The sequence below is a fragment of the Pseudomonas putida genome (genome assembly GCF_030159595.1).
Classification (GTDB): domain Bacteria; phylum Pseudomonadota; class Gammaproteobacteria; order Pseudomonadales; family Pseudomonadaceae; genus Aquipseudomonas; species Aquipseudomonas putida_AC.
This window is the reverse complement of sequence record NZ_BSKJ01000003.1, coordinates 352,883-366,951: the sequence shown is the minus strand read 5'-3', so window position 1 is coordinate 366,951 and position 14,069 is coordinate 352,883. Positions and strand designations below refer to the sequence as shown.

The 14,069-nt window shown below is 58.2% G+C and carries 20 protein-coding genes; 13 read left to right on the top strand and 7 right to left on the bottom strand.

What is annotated here, in order from left to right:
- Nucleotides 1-112: 112 nt before the first annotated feature.
- Complete coding sequence (locus QQL85_RS09150; RefSeq protein WP_284355697.1) at nucleotides 113-463, top strand: response regulator; 351 nt, start codon at nucleotides 113-115, stop codon at nucleotides 461-463.
- Between the two features lie 48 nt (nucleotides 464-511).
- Here the strand turns inward: QQL85_RS09150 and cobF are convergent, their stop codons facing one another.
- Nucleotides 512-1,261: a precorrin-6A synthase (deacetylating) gene (cobF, locus tag QQL85_RS09145; protein ID WP_284355698.1), complete on the bottom strand. Its 750-nt coding sequence runs from the start codon at nucleotides 1,259-1,261 to the stop codon at nucleotides 512-514.
- A gap of 67 nt (nucleotides 1,262-1,328) precedes the next feature.
- The gene (locus tag QQL85_RS09140) at nucleotides 1,329-2,618 is read right to left on the bottom strand and encodes an OprD family porin (RefSeq protein WP_284355699.1); all 1,290 of its coding nucleotides are present in this window, start codon (nucleotides 2,616-2,618) and stop codon (nucleotides 1,329-1,331) included.
- 361 nt (nucleotides 2,619-2,979) lie between these two features.
- Here QQL85_RS09140 and QQL85_RS09135 point away from each other — a divergent pair, with 361 nt between their 5' ends.
- The 3 genes from QQL85_RS09135 (at nucleotide 2,980) to QQL85_RS09125 (ending at nucleotide 4,429) form a co-directional block, all read left to right on the top strand.
- Nucleotides 2,980-3,339: a histone-like nucleoid-structuring protein, MvaT/MvaU family gene (locus QQL85_RS09135; RefSeq protein ID WP_284355817.1), complete on the top strand. Its 360-nt coding sequence runs from the start codon at nucleotides 2,980-2,982 to the stop codon at nucleotides 3,337-3,339.
- 222 nt (nucleotides 3,340-3,561) lie between these two features.
- Nucleotides 3,562-4,089: a lactoylglutathione lyase gene (gloA, locus tag QQL85_RS09130; protein WP_284355700.1), complete on the top strand. Its 528-nt coding sequence runs from the start codon at nucleotides 3,562-3,564 to the stop codon at nucleotides 4,087-4,089.
- Between the two features lie 97 nt (nucleotides 4,090-4,186).
- Complete coding sequence (locus QQL85_RS09125) at nucleotides 4,187-4,429, top strand: hypothetical protein (protein WP_019099472.1); 243 nt, start codon at nucleotides 4,187-4,189, stop codon at nucleotides 4,427-4,429.
- Between the two features lie 64 nt (nucleotides 4,430-4,493).
- On the opposite strand, the gene QQL85_RS09120 is transcribed toward QQL85_RS09125, so the two are convergent.
- Complete coding sequence (locus tag QQL85_RS09120) at nucleotides 4,494-5,315, bottom strand: shikimate 5-dehydrogenase (protein WP_284355701.1); 822 nt, start codon at nucleotides 5,313-5,315, stop codon at nucleotides 4,494-4,496.
- Nucleotides 5,316-5,476: 161 nt separating this feature from the next.
- Here QQL85_RS09120 and QQL85_RS09115 point away from each other — a divergent pair, with 161 nt between their 5' ends.
- Nucleotides 5,477-5,821, top strand: coding sequence for a hypothetical protein (locus QQL85_RS09115; protein WP_284355702.1), 345 nt, complete (start codon nucleotides 5,477-5,479; stop codon nucleotides 5,819-5,821).
- 94 nt (nucleotides 5,822-5,915) lie between these two features.
- Entirely contained in the window at nucleotides 5,916-6,098 is a 183-nt protein-coding gene (locus QQL85_RS09110; protein ID WP_284355703.1) for a hypothetical protein, read from the top strand.
- Nucleotides 6,099-6,176: 78 nt separating this feature from the next.
- Here QQL85_RS09110 and QQL85_RS09105 read toward each other — a convergent pair whose 3' ends face one another.
- A complete protein-coding gene (locus tag QQL85_RS09105; RefSeq protein ID WP_284355704.1) occupies nucleotides 6,177-6,491 on the bottom strand; it encodes a chemotaxis protein in 315 nt (104 codons plus the stop codon).
- 164 nt (nucleotides 6,492-6,655) lie between these two features.
- On the opposite strand from QQL85_RS09105, the gene QQL85_RS09100 reads away from it, so the two are divergent.
- Nucleotides 6,656-7,480, top strand: a complete 825-nt coding sequence (locus QQL85_RS09100) for a S24 family peptidase (RefSeq protein ID WP_284355818.1) — start codon at nucleotides 6,656-6,658, stop codon at nucleotides 7,478-7,480.
- A 37-nt stretch (nucleotides 7,481-7,517) separates the two neighbouring features.
- On the opposite strand, the gene QQL85_RS09095 is transcribed toward QQL85_RS09100, so the two are convergent.
- Nucleotides 7,518-7,841, bottom strand: a complete 324-nt coding sequence (locus QQL85_RS09095; RefSeq protein WP_284355705.1) for a DUF1654 domain-containing protein — start codon at nucleotides 7,839-7,841, stop codon at nucleotides 7,518-7,520.
- A 242-nt stretch (nucleotides 7,842-8,083) separates the two neighbouring features.
- On the opposite strand from QQL85_RS09095, the gene QQL85_RS09090 reads away from it, so the two are divergent.
- The 4 genes from QQL85_RS09090 (at nucleotide 8,084) to QQL85_RS09075 (ending at nucleotide 9,968) form a co-directional block, all read left to right on the top strand.
- Nucleotides 8,084-8,758, top strand: coding sequence for a polysaccharide lyase family 7 protein (locus QQL85_RS09090; protein ID WP_284355706.1), 675 nt, complete (start codon nucleotides 8,084-8,086; stop codon nucleotides 8,756-8,758).
- 186 nt (nucleotides 8,759-8,944) lie between these two features.
- Nucleotides 8,945-9,181, top strand: coding sequence for a hypothetical protein (locus QQL85_RS09085; RefSeq protein WP_284355707.1), 237 nt, complete (start codon nucleotides 8,945-8,947; stop codon nucleotides 9,179-9,181).
- Complete coding sequence (locus QQL85_RS09080; protein ID WP_284355708.1) at nucleotides 9,181-9,417, top strand: hypothetical protein; 237 nt, start codon at nucleotides 9,181-9,183, stop codon at nucleotides 9,415-9,417. The genes QQL85_RS09085 and QQL85_RS09080 overlap by 1 nt, the downstream gene beginning before the upstream one ends.
- Before the next feature lie 122 nt (nucleotides 9,418-9,539).
- On the top strand, nucleotides 9,540-9,968 hold the full coding sequence (locus QQL85_RS09075) for a hypothetical protein (RefSeq protein ID WP_284355709.1): 429 nt from the start codon (nucleotides 9,540-9,542) through the stop codon (nucleotides 9,966-9,968).
- On the opposite strand, the gene QQL85_RS09070 is transcribed toward QQL85_RS09075, so the two are convergent.
- On the bottom strand, nucleotides 9,965-11,653 hold the full coding sequence (locus tag QQL85_RS09070; RefSeq protein ID WP_284355710.1) for a hypothetical protein: 1,689 nt from the start codon (nucleotides 11,651-11,653) through the stop codon (nucleotides 9,965-9,967). The two genes, QQL85_RS09075 and QQL85_RS09070, sit on opposite strands and share 4 nt — an antisense overlap.
- A gap of 236 nt (nucleotides 11,654-11,889) precedes the next feature.
- Entirely contained in the window at nucleotides 11,890-12,219 is a 330-nt protein-coding gene (locus QQL85_RS09065; protein ID WP_284355823.1) for a hypothetical protein, read from the bottom strand.
- Nucleotides 12,220-12,404: 185 nt separating this feature from the next.
- Here QQL85_RS09065 and QQL85_RS09060 point away from each other — a divergent pair, with 185 nt between their 5' ends.
- Nucleotides 12,405-13,565, top strand: a complete 1,161-nt coding sequence (locus tag QQL85_RS09060) for an acyltransferase family protein (RefSeq protein WP_284355711.1) — start codon at nucleotides 12,405-12,407, stop codon at nucleotides 13,563-13,565.
- A 43-nt stretch (nucleotides 13,566-13,608) separates the two neighbouring features.
- A complete protein-coding gene (locus QQL85_RS09055) occupies nucleotides 13,609-14,067 on the top strand; it encodes a transposase (RefSeq protein WP_284355712.1) in 459 nt (152 codons plus the stop codon).
- Nucleotides 14,068-14,069: the final 2 nt, after the last annotated feature.

Sequence of the window (14,069 nt, the reverse complement as noted above, 5' to 3'; positions counted from 1 at the left end):
GAAGGTGATGTGCGCCAATCGTTCCATCTGATTGCATGGATCGGTATCCTCGGGAACTTCTGGTGCCGCCCGGAGCACAGATTAAAGACATTCATTGCACAGGACCCGAACCATGCACCTTCTGGTAGTCGAAGACGACGACATCGTTCGTATGCTGATGGTCGAAGTGCTCGACGAGCTGGGCTATGAGGTCATCGAGGCAGAAGACGCCGCAGCCGCCCTGCGGGTGCTCGAAGACCCGAGCCAGACACTGGCACTGATGATGACCGATGTGGGTTTGCCGGACATGCGGGGCGAAGTACTGGCGGGTAAAGCGCGCGAATTGCGGCCGCTGCTGCCTGTGCTGTTTGCCAGTGGTTATGCCGACAGCTTCAATGTGCCCGAGGGCATGCACATGATCGGCAAGCCGTTCAGTATCGACCAGTTGCGAGACAAAGTGGTGGCCATTCTCGGCCCGGTTTGAGGATGGGGTTGCCTGTACCGGCCTCTTCGCGGGCACAGGCAATCCACCTCACGACTGCCTGCGCAACAGGTAGGTATCCATGATCCACCCCTTGCGCCGACGCTCCCGCTCCCGCACTTCCAGAATCTGCGCCTTGACCGCCTGTAACGGCCCGGCAATCAACACTTCATCCTCGGTCCCCAGGTATGCGCCCCAGTAGATGACCAACTCCGGATCATCAAGCTGCGCAAACGCGCACTGCCCGTCGAGCATCACCACCACGTTGTCGATAGGCCCCTGCCCTGCCAGGCGCCGCCCGGGCAGCACGGTCAATGGCTCGCCGACACGGTTGAGTGGCATCTGGTGACGCGCCGCCAGCGCCTGCACACTGCTGATGCCAGGGATTACCTGCAGGCGCAGCGTCACGCCGCGTTCGCGGACCAGATCGAGAATGCGCAAGGTGCTGTCGTACAGGGTCGGCTCGCCCCACAGCAGAAAAGCGCCGGTGTCCCCGTCGCCAATTTCCTGCTCGATCAACTGCGCATACAACGCAGCACGCTGCCGGTGCCAGTCCTGCACCGCAGCCAGGTAATCCTCCGCCCGGCCATCGCGCAAAGGGTCGCCTACCTGTAGCAGGCGATAACCGCCCTCAGGCAGGTAGCGTTGCAGAATGGCCTTGCGCAGACGCACCAGTTCATCCCTGTCGGTACCTTTGTCGAGCACGAAGAACACACTGGCCTTTCGCAGCGCATCGACTGCCTCGTAGGTGATCTGGCGCGGGTCACCCGGGCCGATGCCGATCAACAACAGGTTTTTCATTGCTCTGCCCTTTGCGGGAACCAGCCGCCATTGTCAGTGGGCTGCTGGTATTTGGCAAAGCGGTTACTTAGAAGATCGAGAAGTTATAGCTGACAATAACCCGTGTCTCGTCCATGTCACGCGCCCACTTCTCGTAGTTACTGCGGTAAGTGGAATTACGCAGGCGTACACTGACATCCTTGAACGTGCCACTTTGCACCTGGTACTTGAACTCGGTGTCGCGTTCCCATTCCTTGCCTTCGGCCGTGCTGCCCGGCACCTTGATATTGTCGCCGTTGATGTAACGGGTGAAGAAGGTCAGGCCAGGCACACCCAGCGCCTTGAAGTCATAGTCATAGCGCACCTGCCAGGAACGCTCCTGGGCGGCGGCGAAGTCGTTGACCTGAGCGTAGTTGACCAGGTACGGGTTGCTGCCATCCAGGTACGGCATGGCGCTGTCGCCATACATGCGCTGCCAGCCGGCGCTGAACTTGTGGCCACCCAGGTTGTAGCCGAGCATGCCACTGAAAGCGCGGTGGTCGATTGCCCCGGCGCGGGCATTGCCGATGTCATCGCTCTTGATCAGGCGCACGTCGGCCGACAGGCTGCCCACTGCTAACGGCTGGTTGGCCACCAGGCCGAGGAAGTGCTGGCGGTAGATGTTCTCCAGCTTGGCCACCTGGTACTGGGCGCTGAAGCGTTCGTTGAAACGGTAATCGACACCGGCCAGGTCAAAGTGGTCGGCTTCGATATCGCAGGCATAGCGCTTGTTCTTGCAGTGCACGCGAATGTCCTGACGGTCGGTGGAGTCCCGAGCGGTGTATTTGTCCAGGCGGGCCAGGGTGAACTTCAGGTCATGCAGTTCTTCGGAGGTGAGCATGGCGCCATGGAACAGGGTCGGCAGCAGGCGGCCATCGTTGTACTTGAGCAACGGCACATCCGGCATCATCGAACCGTACTTGAGCACGGTGCTGGAGACCTTGACCTTTGCCGCCAGGCCCATCTTCGCGTACTGGTCGGCCGAATGCCGTGGGTCGTGACCGGAAGACGGCAGCAAACCACTGTTACTGTCGGCCGGGCTGGAGTCAAGTTTGAAGCCGAACATGCCCAGTGCATCCACACCAAAACCCACCCGGCCTTGGGTATAACCCGACTGCACATTGAGGATGAAGCCTTGCGCCCATTCTTCGCGCTTGGACGCCCCCTGGCTGGAAGTGCTGTGGCCGTCACGAAAATCCCGGTTGAAATAGACATTGCGTGCTTCAAGCTTGGCACTGCTGTCTTCCAGAAAACCGGTGGCCTGGGCATTGACGCCGGCACACAACAGGAACAGGCCGGCAACACGGCGCCCGGGGGCGAGAGGGAAAGGGGCAAACATGCGAGGAAACATCCAGAATCAAAGGCGAGTTAACACACTGTGGCACGAACTGGCCACGGCACTGCGTAAAGGCCGAACAGGCACCGGCCATCATCTGAAATGATCGCGCAAAGGCTCTGGCGCGGGCCATTGGACCATGGTCTAAGCACACCGCAAGACCAATGCCATAAAAACTGGAAATACCGCACGCAAAACTAGGAAAGTTCCCGCATTACTTACAAAAAGTTTGCAGTTTACCCAGCCCCAATGAATGACTACACTCGATATCAGCGAACAGCGTAACCCACCTGCGTGGCCGGCGTTTTACTCTTCTTCAATGTTCGTCACGCCCTGCCACGACCGACGTACAGGAGTGATTACAGTGTCCAGACTTGCAGAGTTTCGTGCTGCCGAAAAAGCGCTCCAGGAACAGATGGCGCAACTGGAAGCGTTGAAAAAGGATGCCGGCCTAAAACGCGAAATCGAATTCGAGCAGAAACTAGTCGGCCTGATGAAAAGCTATGACAAGAGCCTGCGCGATATCATCGCCATCCTCGACCCGAAAGCCGTGACCCGGGTTTCCAGCGCCGCGCCCAAGCAACAGCGCCGCCCGCGCGTGGTGAAGGTTTATCAAAACCCGCACACCGGCGAGCGAATCGAGACCAAAGGCGGCAACCACCGCGGGCTGAAGGCCTGGAAAGAACAGTACGGTGCCGCGACGGTAGAAAGCTGGGTGCGCTGATGAAACGTCCACGCGTACTTCACACTTTTTTCACAAGGGCTGGCTCAGTATCGAGACAGCTAAAGGACTAGCGACCCCACGCGCCCGCACATGCGGGCCTCTAATTCCAGCGCCCTGCCTTGTGCAGGGCGCTTTCATTTGCGCAATCGGCGCACTGCCGTATCATGGCCAGCCTGTCTGTTTTGCCGGTGCCTTGCGCCCGGCCCCGTCTCAGGAGCTCCCATGAGCCTGCACGATCTGCAAACCTTGCCTGGCGTCACCGCGCAACCTGACGCCGCCACCGCCCAGTTCGTCTTCAACCACACCATGCTGCGGGTCAAGGACATCGAGAAGTCGCTGGACTTCTACACCCGCGTGCTGGGCTTCCGCCTGGTAGACAAGCGTGACTTCCCTGAAGCCGCATTCAGCCTGTACTTCCTGGCACTGGTCGACCCGGCACAGATCCCCGCCGATGACGCCGCACGCCACCAGTGGATGAAGTCGATCCCTGGCGTACTGGAGCTGACCCACAACCACGGCACCGAAAACGATGCCGAGTTCGCCTACCACAACGGCAACACCGACCCGCGCGGGTTTGGCCACATCTGCATTTCGGTGCCGGACGTGCGCGCCGCCTGTGCGCGCTTCGAAGCACTGGACGTACCGTTCCAGAAACGCCTGCAGGACGGGCGCATGAACCACCTGGCCTTCGTCAAGGACCCGGACGGTTACTGGGTGGAAGTGATCCAGCCAACCGAGCTCAACGGCTAAGCGTTCATCGCCGTGCGCTCGTCGGGCCGGGAACTCCCGGCCCCTTGCTGTGGTATATGAAGGTAACTGCTTCACATGCCACAGCGAGGTAAGGACGATGCAATCTCTTCACTGTGAATACCGCAAGCACACCATCACCGCCAGCGTGATGCCCCACCCCGACTCCCCCCTGCCCTATGCCGCCGGCTGCCTGATCACTGCCCCTGACGGGCATACCAGCAGGCGCATGTCGATGCCGATGAAGTTTTTCTCCGACCTTGAGAATGCGCAGCATGTGTCGCTGGCGCATGGCCGGGCTTTGGTGGATCAGCAACTGGATGAAGGGCACAAGGTGTTCTGACCTCCTTTTAGCCTGTACCGGCCCTTTCGCGGCTAAAGCCGCGAAAGGGCCGGTACAGGAGTAACTAGATATCCCGGGCGTACGCCACTGCCGCATCCACCTGCGCCCGCGTCGGCCTCACGCCGGTGTACAGCACAAACTGCTCCAGCGCCTGCAACGCAATCACCTCCAACCCGGTAATGACTGGTTTGCCCAACGCCTGCGCCCGGCGGATCAACGGCGTCTGCGCCGGCATCGCCACCACATCGAACACCCGCTCCGCCGTCGCAATGGCATTTTCGGAAAACGCCAGCTCCTCGGCCTCCGGCCCACCCGCCATCCCGATCGGCGTCACGTTCACCAGCATCGGCGGGCAGATGTCTCCCAGCTCAGGTAGCCAACGATAGCCACACACATCCGCCAGCTGGCGCCCGGCCTGCTCGTTGCGCGCAACGATGATGCCCTCGGCAAAGCCGGCATCGCGCAAGGCACTGGCCACGGCCTTGGCCATGCCACCACTGCCGCGCAGGGCAAAAGCGGTGCCCGGGTCGACCTGATGTTCCGCCAGCAACTGGCGCACGGCCAGGTAGTCGGTGTTGTACGCCTTCAGATGACCATCGGTGTTGACCAGGGTATTGACCGATTCGATAGCCGCCGCCGACGGGTCGATTTCGTCGACCAGGGCCATGCAGGCCTCCTTGTACGGCATCGACACACCGCAACCGCGGATACCCAACGCACGGATACCCGCCACCGCCGCAGGCAGGTCATCAGTGCGCATGGCCTTGTAATAGAAGTCCAGGCCCAGTTGCTGGTACAGGTGGTTGTGAAAACGCACGCCGAAGGTGCCGGGGCGCCCGGCCAGAGAGATGCACAATACAGTGTCCCTGCTGGGAGTTGTCGACATAACCTGCTCCTTTGTCATAACTGAAACGTTTATGCAGCGTACCAGAGGCAACCACTGGTCGTCCCTTACATAACCTTTACCGTTCCCCTGTGCTCAGCTGACGAACACTGGAGTCATAGTATTAAGGCCCCGAACGAGGGGTTTCCCTGCGAGGTTGTTTTATGAACCGTCTCATTCCCGGCATCGCCCTGCTGGTCGGTGCCTTGGCTGTCAGCGGGCCTGCTGCTGCGCACGGCGGCCATGGCGGCGGTGGTTGGTATGGGCCGGGCCCGCTCCTGGGCGCGGCGGTGGTCGGCGCGGTGGTCGGGGCGACGGTGTATGGCGGGCGTGACCGTACCGTGTATGTCGAACGCCAGCCAGTCTATTACGGGCCGCCACCGGTCTATGTGCAACCGCCACCGCAGCCTGTGTACTACCAGCCGTACTACGCACCCGCGCCACCGCCCCCGGGCTACCGCACCTACTACGGTCCGCCGCCGGTGTATTACGGCCCGCCACGCTGGTAAGGGTTGATAGAACTAATGACCACTATTGAGCATGTTGATTTCAAACCGCCCCGGCTGCTGCGTATGGTAGTGCCATGTCTTGCAGGAGGTCCCCATGGCCACTATCCATATCATGTCCGTCGTCGGCAGCGCCGTCCCCGCCTCACTGCGTGAGAAGGGCCTACTGGCTTGCTGGTACCTGGTAAGCAACGGTGAAGCCGTGAGCGGCCCGATGCCGACACTGGCCTCAGCCCAGGCGCTGGTGGAACAGTTGCAACCAGGCACCCTGGTTGCCTGACCGAATTTGTTGTGCGTTGCTCCCTACGCCCTTATGGCCCGCCAATCTGGCGGGCTTTTTTTTGCCCCGACCGCCAGCTCAGCGTTGCGCGCTACGGCCCAGCTGGCTGCTCAGCGCCATGACCTTGCCCTGCAGCCGCCCTACAGTCATCACCAGTTCGTTGCGCTCTTTGGCCAACTGCTCCGCTTTGGTTTCGGCCTCTCGGCGGGCATCCCGCTCGATATCCAGCAGCTCGATCAGGCGGCGGATAGCTGCAATGTCTGCGCTGTCCATCGCACGCTCGGCTGCATCCCTGGACAACCACTTGCGCAGCCACAGAAATGCACCCAGCAACACCGTGCCCGTACCGCTCAGCCAAGTGACTGTGCCCGGGCCAAGGTCGGTCGGATCCATGTGAACCTCATTACAAATGATGATGTGATGAGCCCTTGAGAAAAATGTCTCGCTGGCTTTTCTTGTTTGCCATTTTAATTTAGCCTACAGCTAATATCATCACAAGAGGCAATTTAGCCATGCGCACATTTAGCAGCAAGCTAAACACTGGCATGCTTTGCCCCATGGACATCTACGACATTCGCAAGCACAACCTGGTCAAGCTGATCGGCAGCCAGAGAAAAGGATCCTGCGCAGAGCGCTGGGGGATGGCACCTGCACACCTTAGCCAGATCCTTTCTGACAAGACCGCGAAAAACCTGGGCGATGACGTAGCCCGCAGAATCGAGGGCATCGAAGGCTTGCCACACGGTTGGTTCGACGCACTCTCGGCAGGTGAACCCGCGCAGGTGCCAGCGGAAGCTGGCGACAGCAAGCTTTCTGCGGCCGACCTGGTCAGGCAGATGCTTGCCAGAAGCGGCAGGGGCATCCCCGAAGAGACACGGCAAAGGTTGCTGGCCGCTGCCGAAGAACCGCAGGATGCCACGTTGGTGAAGGCTGAGCTTGTTCGCCCCGGCCTGGTGGGTGACGAAGTATGGATTGCTCACTATGACGTACGGGCCGCCATGGGCGGAGGTCAGATTGCCCACGACTACCCCGAGATGTTCAAGGACATCCGCGTCAGCCCCAGCCATCTGCGCGAGCTGGGCGTGACGTTCAGTGAGCATCACCACCTGAAAATGGTGACCGGCTGGGGCCAGTCGATGGAGCCGACCATCAAGCACCGCGACCCACTGATCGTGGACGTGAGTATCCGCGAGTTCGTGGGCGACGGGATCTACTTCTTTTCCTGGGGTGACCACATCTACATCAAGCGGTTGCAGATCGCGGATGAAGACCACTTCGAGATGATCTCCGACAACTCACGGCACAAGGACCGCATGATTCGCCGGGACGAAACCTACATCCAGGCCCGGGTGCTGCTGGTGTGGAACGCGCACCTGGTTTAATGTCGAAGCCCGCCCACAGGCGGGCTTTTCATGATGCTCAGAAAGGCGCCTCCTCTTCCACCTCCTGCTTGCTGTCCTGCTCAACGATAAAGTCGTCGCGCTGTTCCAGGCTGCTGCGCGCCCAACGCACGGTAACGCTCTCGTCGTCGTTGAAGGTCAGGTCCAACTCGGGCGTGTCGGACAGCAGACCCATGACTTCCTCCCATTCCGCATCACCGTCGGTATCCAGGCGATGCACCAAGACCCAACGCTGCGTCTGCGCAAGCGGGTGGTTGATCATCGACGAGACCCTCAGGCTAAGCCGTTCTATTCCGGTCATCGCCTGGGGCGGGTGGGGTGCTGATTTCATGTGCATAGGCATACTCTCATCCCGATAGCTGTATATTCGTACAGTATTCGAGGAGAGCTTATCTTACCGCCAAATCCAGCGTAAAGCCCTGGCGCTGAAAAATTTCGCTAACGGGTAATTTGTCGCAAAGCGAAATTTATTTAGCCGAAAGCTATTGAGCATAATTTAGCTTGCCGCTAACTTCATTCCAGCAGCCACCACCCCGGCAGCCAGAGCACACCCCACCCAACCCCAGCTTTTTGCCAGGAGTTCTCATGACGGTAGACATCAGTAACCTGACCATCGCCACGCCAGTAGCCGTATCCTCGACCAATCGCGTAGCCCTCGAACTCAACGGCGCCGAAGCGATTGTCCGGTTTCCGGATATCGTGAAAGTGCTCAGCGACGGTTCGATCCAGTTCTCAGCCCCCACCAAAGGTGCTTCAAGCAAAAGCACCCGCAGGACCCGCTGCGAATGGACAGAAACTGAAGACTGGACACTGGCCAGTGCCCAGGATCACTGGAACCGCCAGGCAATGACGTTGACCAAGGTCAACTCGGCGCAAAAGGTGGTCATTGCCCAGATGCACGTGCGTGGGGACGATAGCCCGCCCGTGAAAGTGTTCTGGAACAAGGGCAACATCACGTTGGGGTTTCGGCGCACCTACAACCAGGCCGACCCGGTGAACTCGACAGTGCTGAAAGGGGTGCCACTGGGGGCGACGTTCAATGTGAGCATCCACACCACGTCAGATGGCATGGTCAACGTAACGGCCAAATGCAATGGCGTATCAGGCTCGTCGGGTGATTTGCAGCTGGACAATACCTGGGCGTCACGCCTGTTCGAGTTCCACGGCGGCATCTACAACCAGGTGGACTACACCGACTCGACACCCGCCGATGACGGTTCGATCTGTATTATCAGCGAGTTGTCGCTGATCCACCGCTGAGCGTCGAAAGCCGGCAAGAGATCCCGATGCCCCACCCCGTCACAGGTTGCATCGGGATACCGACTGCCCGCAGCTAATGGCGAACAGGCGTGACACGCCACGCCATTGATTAGTCTCGATGAGTCATATTGTTGCCTTCCCGGTATCAGACTAATAATTAGCTATCTGCCTGGGGAGGCGTGAAACATGCAACCAAGATTCGTGATCGTTCCTGCTGTGCCAGTGGAAGGCGAGTCCTTCCGCATTGGCAACCGGTTCTATGCCACTACCACGTCGGGCGGCTTCGACATCTACGACAACCAGGAGAAACAACGACTCAGGCGCGGCTTTGTCAATAAGTCCCAGGCTGCAGCTGCGTGCGACTTGATGAACGCCGAATCACGCAATCCAGCGGAGCAGTTCCCCATATTACGGACAGATTGATGGTTATTCGTAGCATGGCGAGAAACCTGCCTCCAGATCCCGGCAAGGAGGGCTGGGTACTTGGATGGGGTGTCCTCCGGGATAGACATCCATGGCATTTTGTCGACGTCTATGCCGACCAGGTGACAGCCAACGCGGAGGCTGAGCGCCTCGGAGCGGGCTATGTCGTGGAGTACGGTTCACATCGCCTTGGCTCGAATGAGTTCGTATGCGGCATCACGCCTCCTGAAGGCTAGCGCCAGCAGCGGCTCGGTCCGCATTGCGCCGTTGCATGAAAGAGGCGCTCGATAGGGCTTGCAGTATCAGGGCGCCGTGTCGTAGATTTGCCCGATCCTGTCATTCCTGCTGGTGTTGAGGAGTGACGCTGAAGCCCAACACGATGTTGGGCTTTTTCGTTTTTGTGACAGGACCATTTTTCAATGGTGTGCCGATTGTTGCGATTCATGAAAAGAAAGTTGTCCAGAGTGCTGCGAAAGTGGTTCGTCTACATCGCGGTTGCAGGGCTGGCCGGCAACGCTGGCCGATGGTTCGATCATCTTTCACTTTGGAAGCCTTGGCGCTTGGCCAAGGGCGTAGCGGCATACCTCATGGCCTCTTGATGCGTTTCTTCGCCGCGCGTTGTATGCATTTTTCAGGCGAGTTTCCGAAAGTGGAGAACGCCTATATTTACGCGCCTTCCAGCCCTCGACAAAACGTTGCACCCCCCTCAAAAACACAGCCTCTGGTACAAAAACGGGTACGAGCAAGCTGTACGTCCAACCATTACATTCCGGGGCCGTGCACTTAAGACCCCATGTTCAAGCGCGCTTGCGCCCTTTGAGCGCGTGCTCGCTCGTCGACCGCCTTGACCACGAACAGAATCATCTGCCGGGGCACATTGAGCACCGGATAAGCCAGCGTCTCCACTTTGATCATGGTATCGAGGGCATAAGCACCGGCGCTCTGCTGGCCGCCCGCTCGGATCCAGGCCTGGTATGTCGGGTGCGAGGTCAGGTCGGTACTGATGAACACCCGCCCCAGCAGCAGCACCAGCAGTATCCCGCTCCCCAGGCAACATGACTTGATCAGCGCATTCTTGAAGCGCCACCCGGACTTCACCTGAATCAGCAGCAAGGCTGACTTGCCCAGGTGAACCATCGCGCCAAGCAAAGACAGGGTCAGGGCGAACACCGGCGCAATCATGGCTTCATAGGCCTTCTTGCCCTCGGCCTCACGCGGGCCACCGTCACGGTAGTCGGCAACCTGGCCGGCGTACTTTTCCAGCCCGTCGCGGGTACGGCCGCTGAGCGCGCGCTGGTAATAGCGTTGCTCGAATTGTTCACGGCTCAGGCCGGCCAAGGACAAACCGCTGACGTTCTCGGGATAATGCAGTTGCAGTCGCCATTTGCGTTGCACGGTCGGGTGAGCAGCAAAGGCCGCCAGCGACAGGTTGTAGGGCAAGCCGTCCAGCTCCTTAGCCAGCGATTCTTGCATGTGCTTGCGCAGCTTCGACTCGGCCAGGCGCACGAAAGTCGCCTTGTCGCCCGTGCGCCACGAGTCCTTCACGTCGAGCCCCATCTTGCGCACCTCGGCACGAACCCGCGGGGCAACAAAGGCCGGCACCAGCTCGTTGCCTGTTCGCGCGCGCCCGATCCGGGCCCGCCCCCAGTCGCGGTTCTTGGCGTCCAGGCGGTCCAGGTAATCCTCCCACATGCGGTTCGCGCGGGCCGGGACCTTGTTCATCTCCTTGCGGAAATCCGCCAAGCCTTGCACATAGCGGTAATTGTAGCGATCGCGGATGCTGGCCTGGCTTTCAAGGTAACGTTGATACTCGCTGTCGAGACCACCCGTGTCCTGCTCAATTACCCCCCGGACTACATCGGGTGCAAGTACCAGCGTCTGAGCAAGTGCCGAGTCAGATTCCGTGGCAATGTAGGCCACTACGCTGACAAAGGCCTTACCGGCTGTCGATTGCGACGTCGCCCCAGACCACAGGCCCTCAAGCATGTCGGCGTTGATGGTGTTTGTAGCCAGGCCCTGGCGAAGCAGTGTGCCGGTTACGGCAGCAGCACGGCTCTCGGCCGTCGACCGCTCAACCAGCGTATCGATCAGTTTTCGCTCGCCTTGGGCAACCGCGTAAATGACCGCAGCCGAACCCAAAACCAGTATCCCTCCGATGAGCCCCCAGTCACGCGAACGCGCGAAGACAACAGGCCAGAACAGCAGTGCTACGGCAAACCCTGACAGCACCCGCCCGAACTGCTCGGCTCTTTCTATATCGTGGCTATCGTTACCCGCCATGACGCCCAGCAGCGTGGCACTGAAAGCGAATTCGACAAACAGGTAACACAGCGTGACAGCGGTTAAAAGCCACAAGCCGCGCGCTTTGGGTTCGTGTGTCATCAGCCGTTGTTTGATCAGCCCGGGCAAAGCCTTGAGCTTTCCCGGGCGCCGATAGCGCTTGAAGAGGTCCTTGGGAAGTGCGTCGGACATGCCGGTTTCATCCTTGATTGGTTGCGCGAGTCTGGCAACTCAAGATGATACCCAGCGTACTGGCGATGCGCCACAACCGCCAGGACCAGGATCTGGGCCTTGAACAAAGCGTCCGCTCTAATACAGTTCGTCCAGTTACAACGACGTTCACCCAGTAAAACCGAGATGCTTTCGGGCCGTTTCAGACAGCCTCAACACCCCCACCCAGGCATACGGCACCCTATTGCCCCTGCAGATCAGCAGTAAAGTGTTTTCCCGTCTGAGTCCTTAATGGTAACCGCAAGCACCAAAATAGTGTGGCTATTCCGGGCTGCCACCTCAAAGCTCTTAGGCAAGTCGATATGAAGACCATCGTTCTCCATCGAGCCAGCCTGTAAAATATTATAAATATTGTAGAGCTTGCCGCCTTCTTGAGTCGTGAGCTTAAAGGCAGAATCCTTAAAGCATGCCTGCACATTCATATTTTGACCATTCATGCCACACGAAAAAATCGCCTCATTGCGCTCCTGCTGTAGCCGGTTTGCCGCGGCGTAGTCGACATCAGCGCTGGCCTTGGCATCGCTCACGGCCTTCTCGGCGCCGGCTTGAGCGCAATGCCCAGCAGGATCAACAGGCCAGCACCGATGGTGCGGATTACCAGTTGTTCCATGCTGCCTCCCATTCCATCGAATTTTTTGATTGCGGTGAACGAAGTATTGGGAAAATCCAGGTGTTGCGAATACAATCGCGCGGTCAAAAGGAAGGCTTACCGATGAACGAACGCTACTCACATCTTGATGGGCTGCGCGGATTGGCAGCGCTGGTTGTAGTATTTTGCCACTTTGTACAGCTGTATCTGCCTGCTGCTTTTTTCCGAGCAGCACCTGACCATTTCGGTGAGTCGCTGATATCGGCCTCCCCGCTCAACCTTATATTCAATGGCAACTTTGCGGTAGCCATATTTTTCGTGCTCAGCGGTTTTGTTCTGGCGGCACCTTTCTTCAATAAAAATAGCTCAACCTGGTATCTGAAAGCAGCAATCAAGAGATACCCCAGGCTGGCAATACCAGCCCTGGCCTCTACGTTAATACCATGCCTCATATACATTTCATTCGGCTCAAATTTTGCAGCCACCACCGAATTATCTGGGTATACGAAAAAGGAATATTTCTCAGGCTTTGACAGCATTACAACAGCTGTTTGGCAAGGGCTAATAGGGACGTTTCTGTTCGCAGAGCAAGACTACAATCGAGTCCTTTGGACAATTCGCACTGAGCTCATAGGTTCATTTGGGGTTTTCGCGCTCCTGCCAATACTGGGTAGATACCGAGCGAGAATCATTGCCTATGCGGCCCTCGTGGTCATCCTGAAAGATTCCTACCTACTCGGCTTTGTACTCGGCACCTTAGCGGCAGATCTCGTCATTGGATATCGCGTTTCTTTAAGTCGAACGACATCGATTATCGCGCTAACGGCAGGCCTGTATTTAGGCGCATTTCCATATGTTGGACAAGAATTACTGATATGGCGCCCAATATCCTCAATCCCCCTAAAAAATCTTTTTGTCATTTCCCATATCACAGGTGCTTTCCTGTGCATTATTGCGCTTTCTGGGTTGCCATCACTCCAGCGCGCACTGACGACCAAGACCTGCGCCTTCCTTGGACGAATTTCGTACTCCATGTATCTAATTCACTTCACCCTTATCGGATTCCTCGGATCATTCATCATCATTAGCCTTTCACCACTCGGCTACGGCACATCACTCATAGTAGCCATGACCCTTCTACTCCCTATAACAGTAGGGGCATCCTACTTGTTCACCCGATTCATAGACGAACCATCAATACAGTTCAGCAACTATTTATCCAAGACACTAATCAGGTTCTGTACGAAATCCCGAGAAACTGAATCGGCGCCCCTCGGAAGCTGAAATTCTGTAGGGTTCCCCGCCATCTACGGAAAGGAACTCTGTGATGGCAAAGCGTTACGAACTCTCGGATGAAGCCTGGATTGTGGTTGCTGATCTCTTTACTGAAACCCATGGTCGGGGGCGACTCCGGCTGAACGACCGCCTGATGCTTGATGGCGTGCTCTGGGTGCTCTGCTCGGGTGCTGCGTGGCGAGATATGCCCGAGCGCTTTGGCCCGTGGTCAACGGTGTATCAACGCTTTCGGGGTTGGCGAAACCAGGGGACATTCGATCAGATGCTTAAACGCTTGCACCTGAGAGCGAAACCCAAGCCTGGCTTACCCGGACTGTTTGATCGGCCCAAATACCGACAGTGCAGCATCATCGAGCGCATGTTCGGTTGGCTGAAAGAGAACCGCCGCATCGTGACGCGCTTCGACAAGCTCGCGAAAAGCTACGCCGCCATGGTTTCAATGGCGTGTTCCATGCGGTGTTTGCGACATCTCTTTTCGTACAGAGCCTAGCC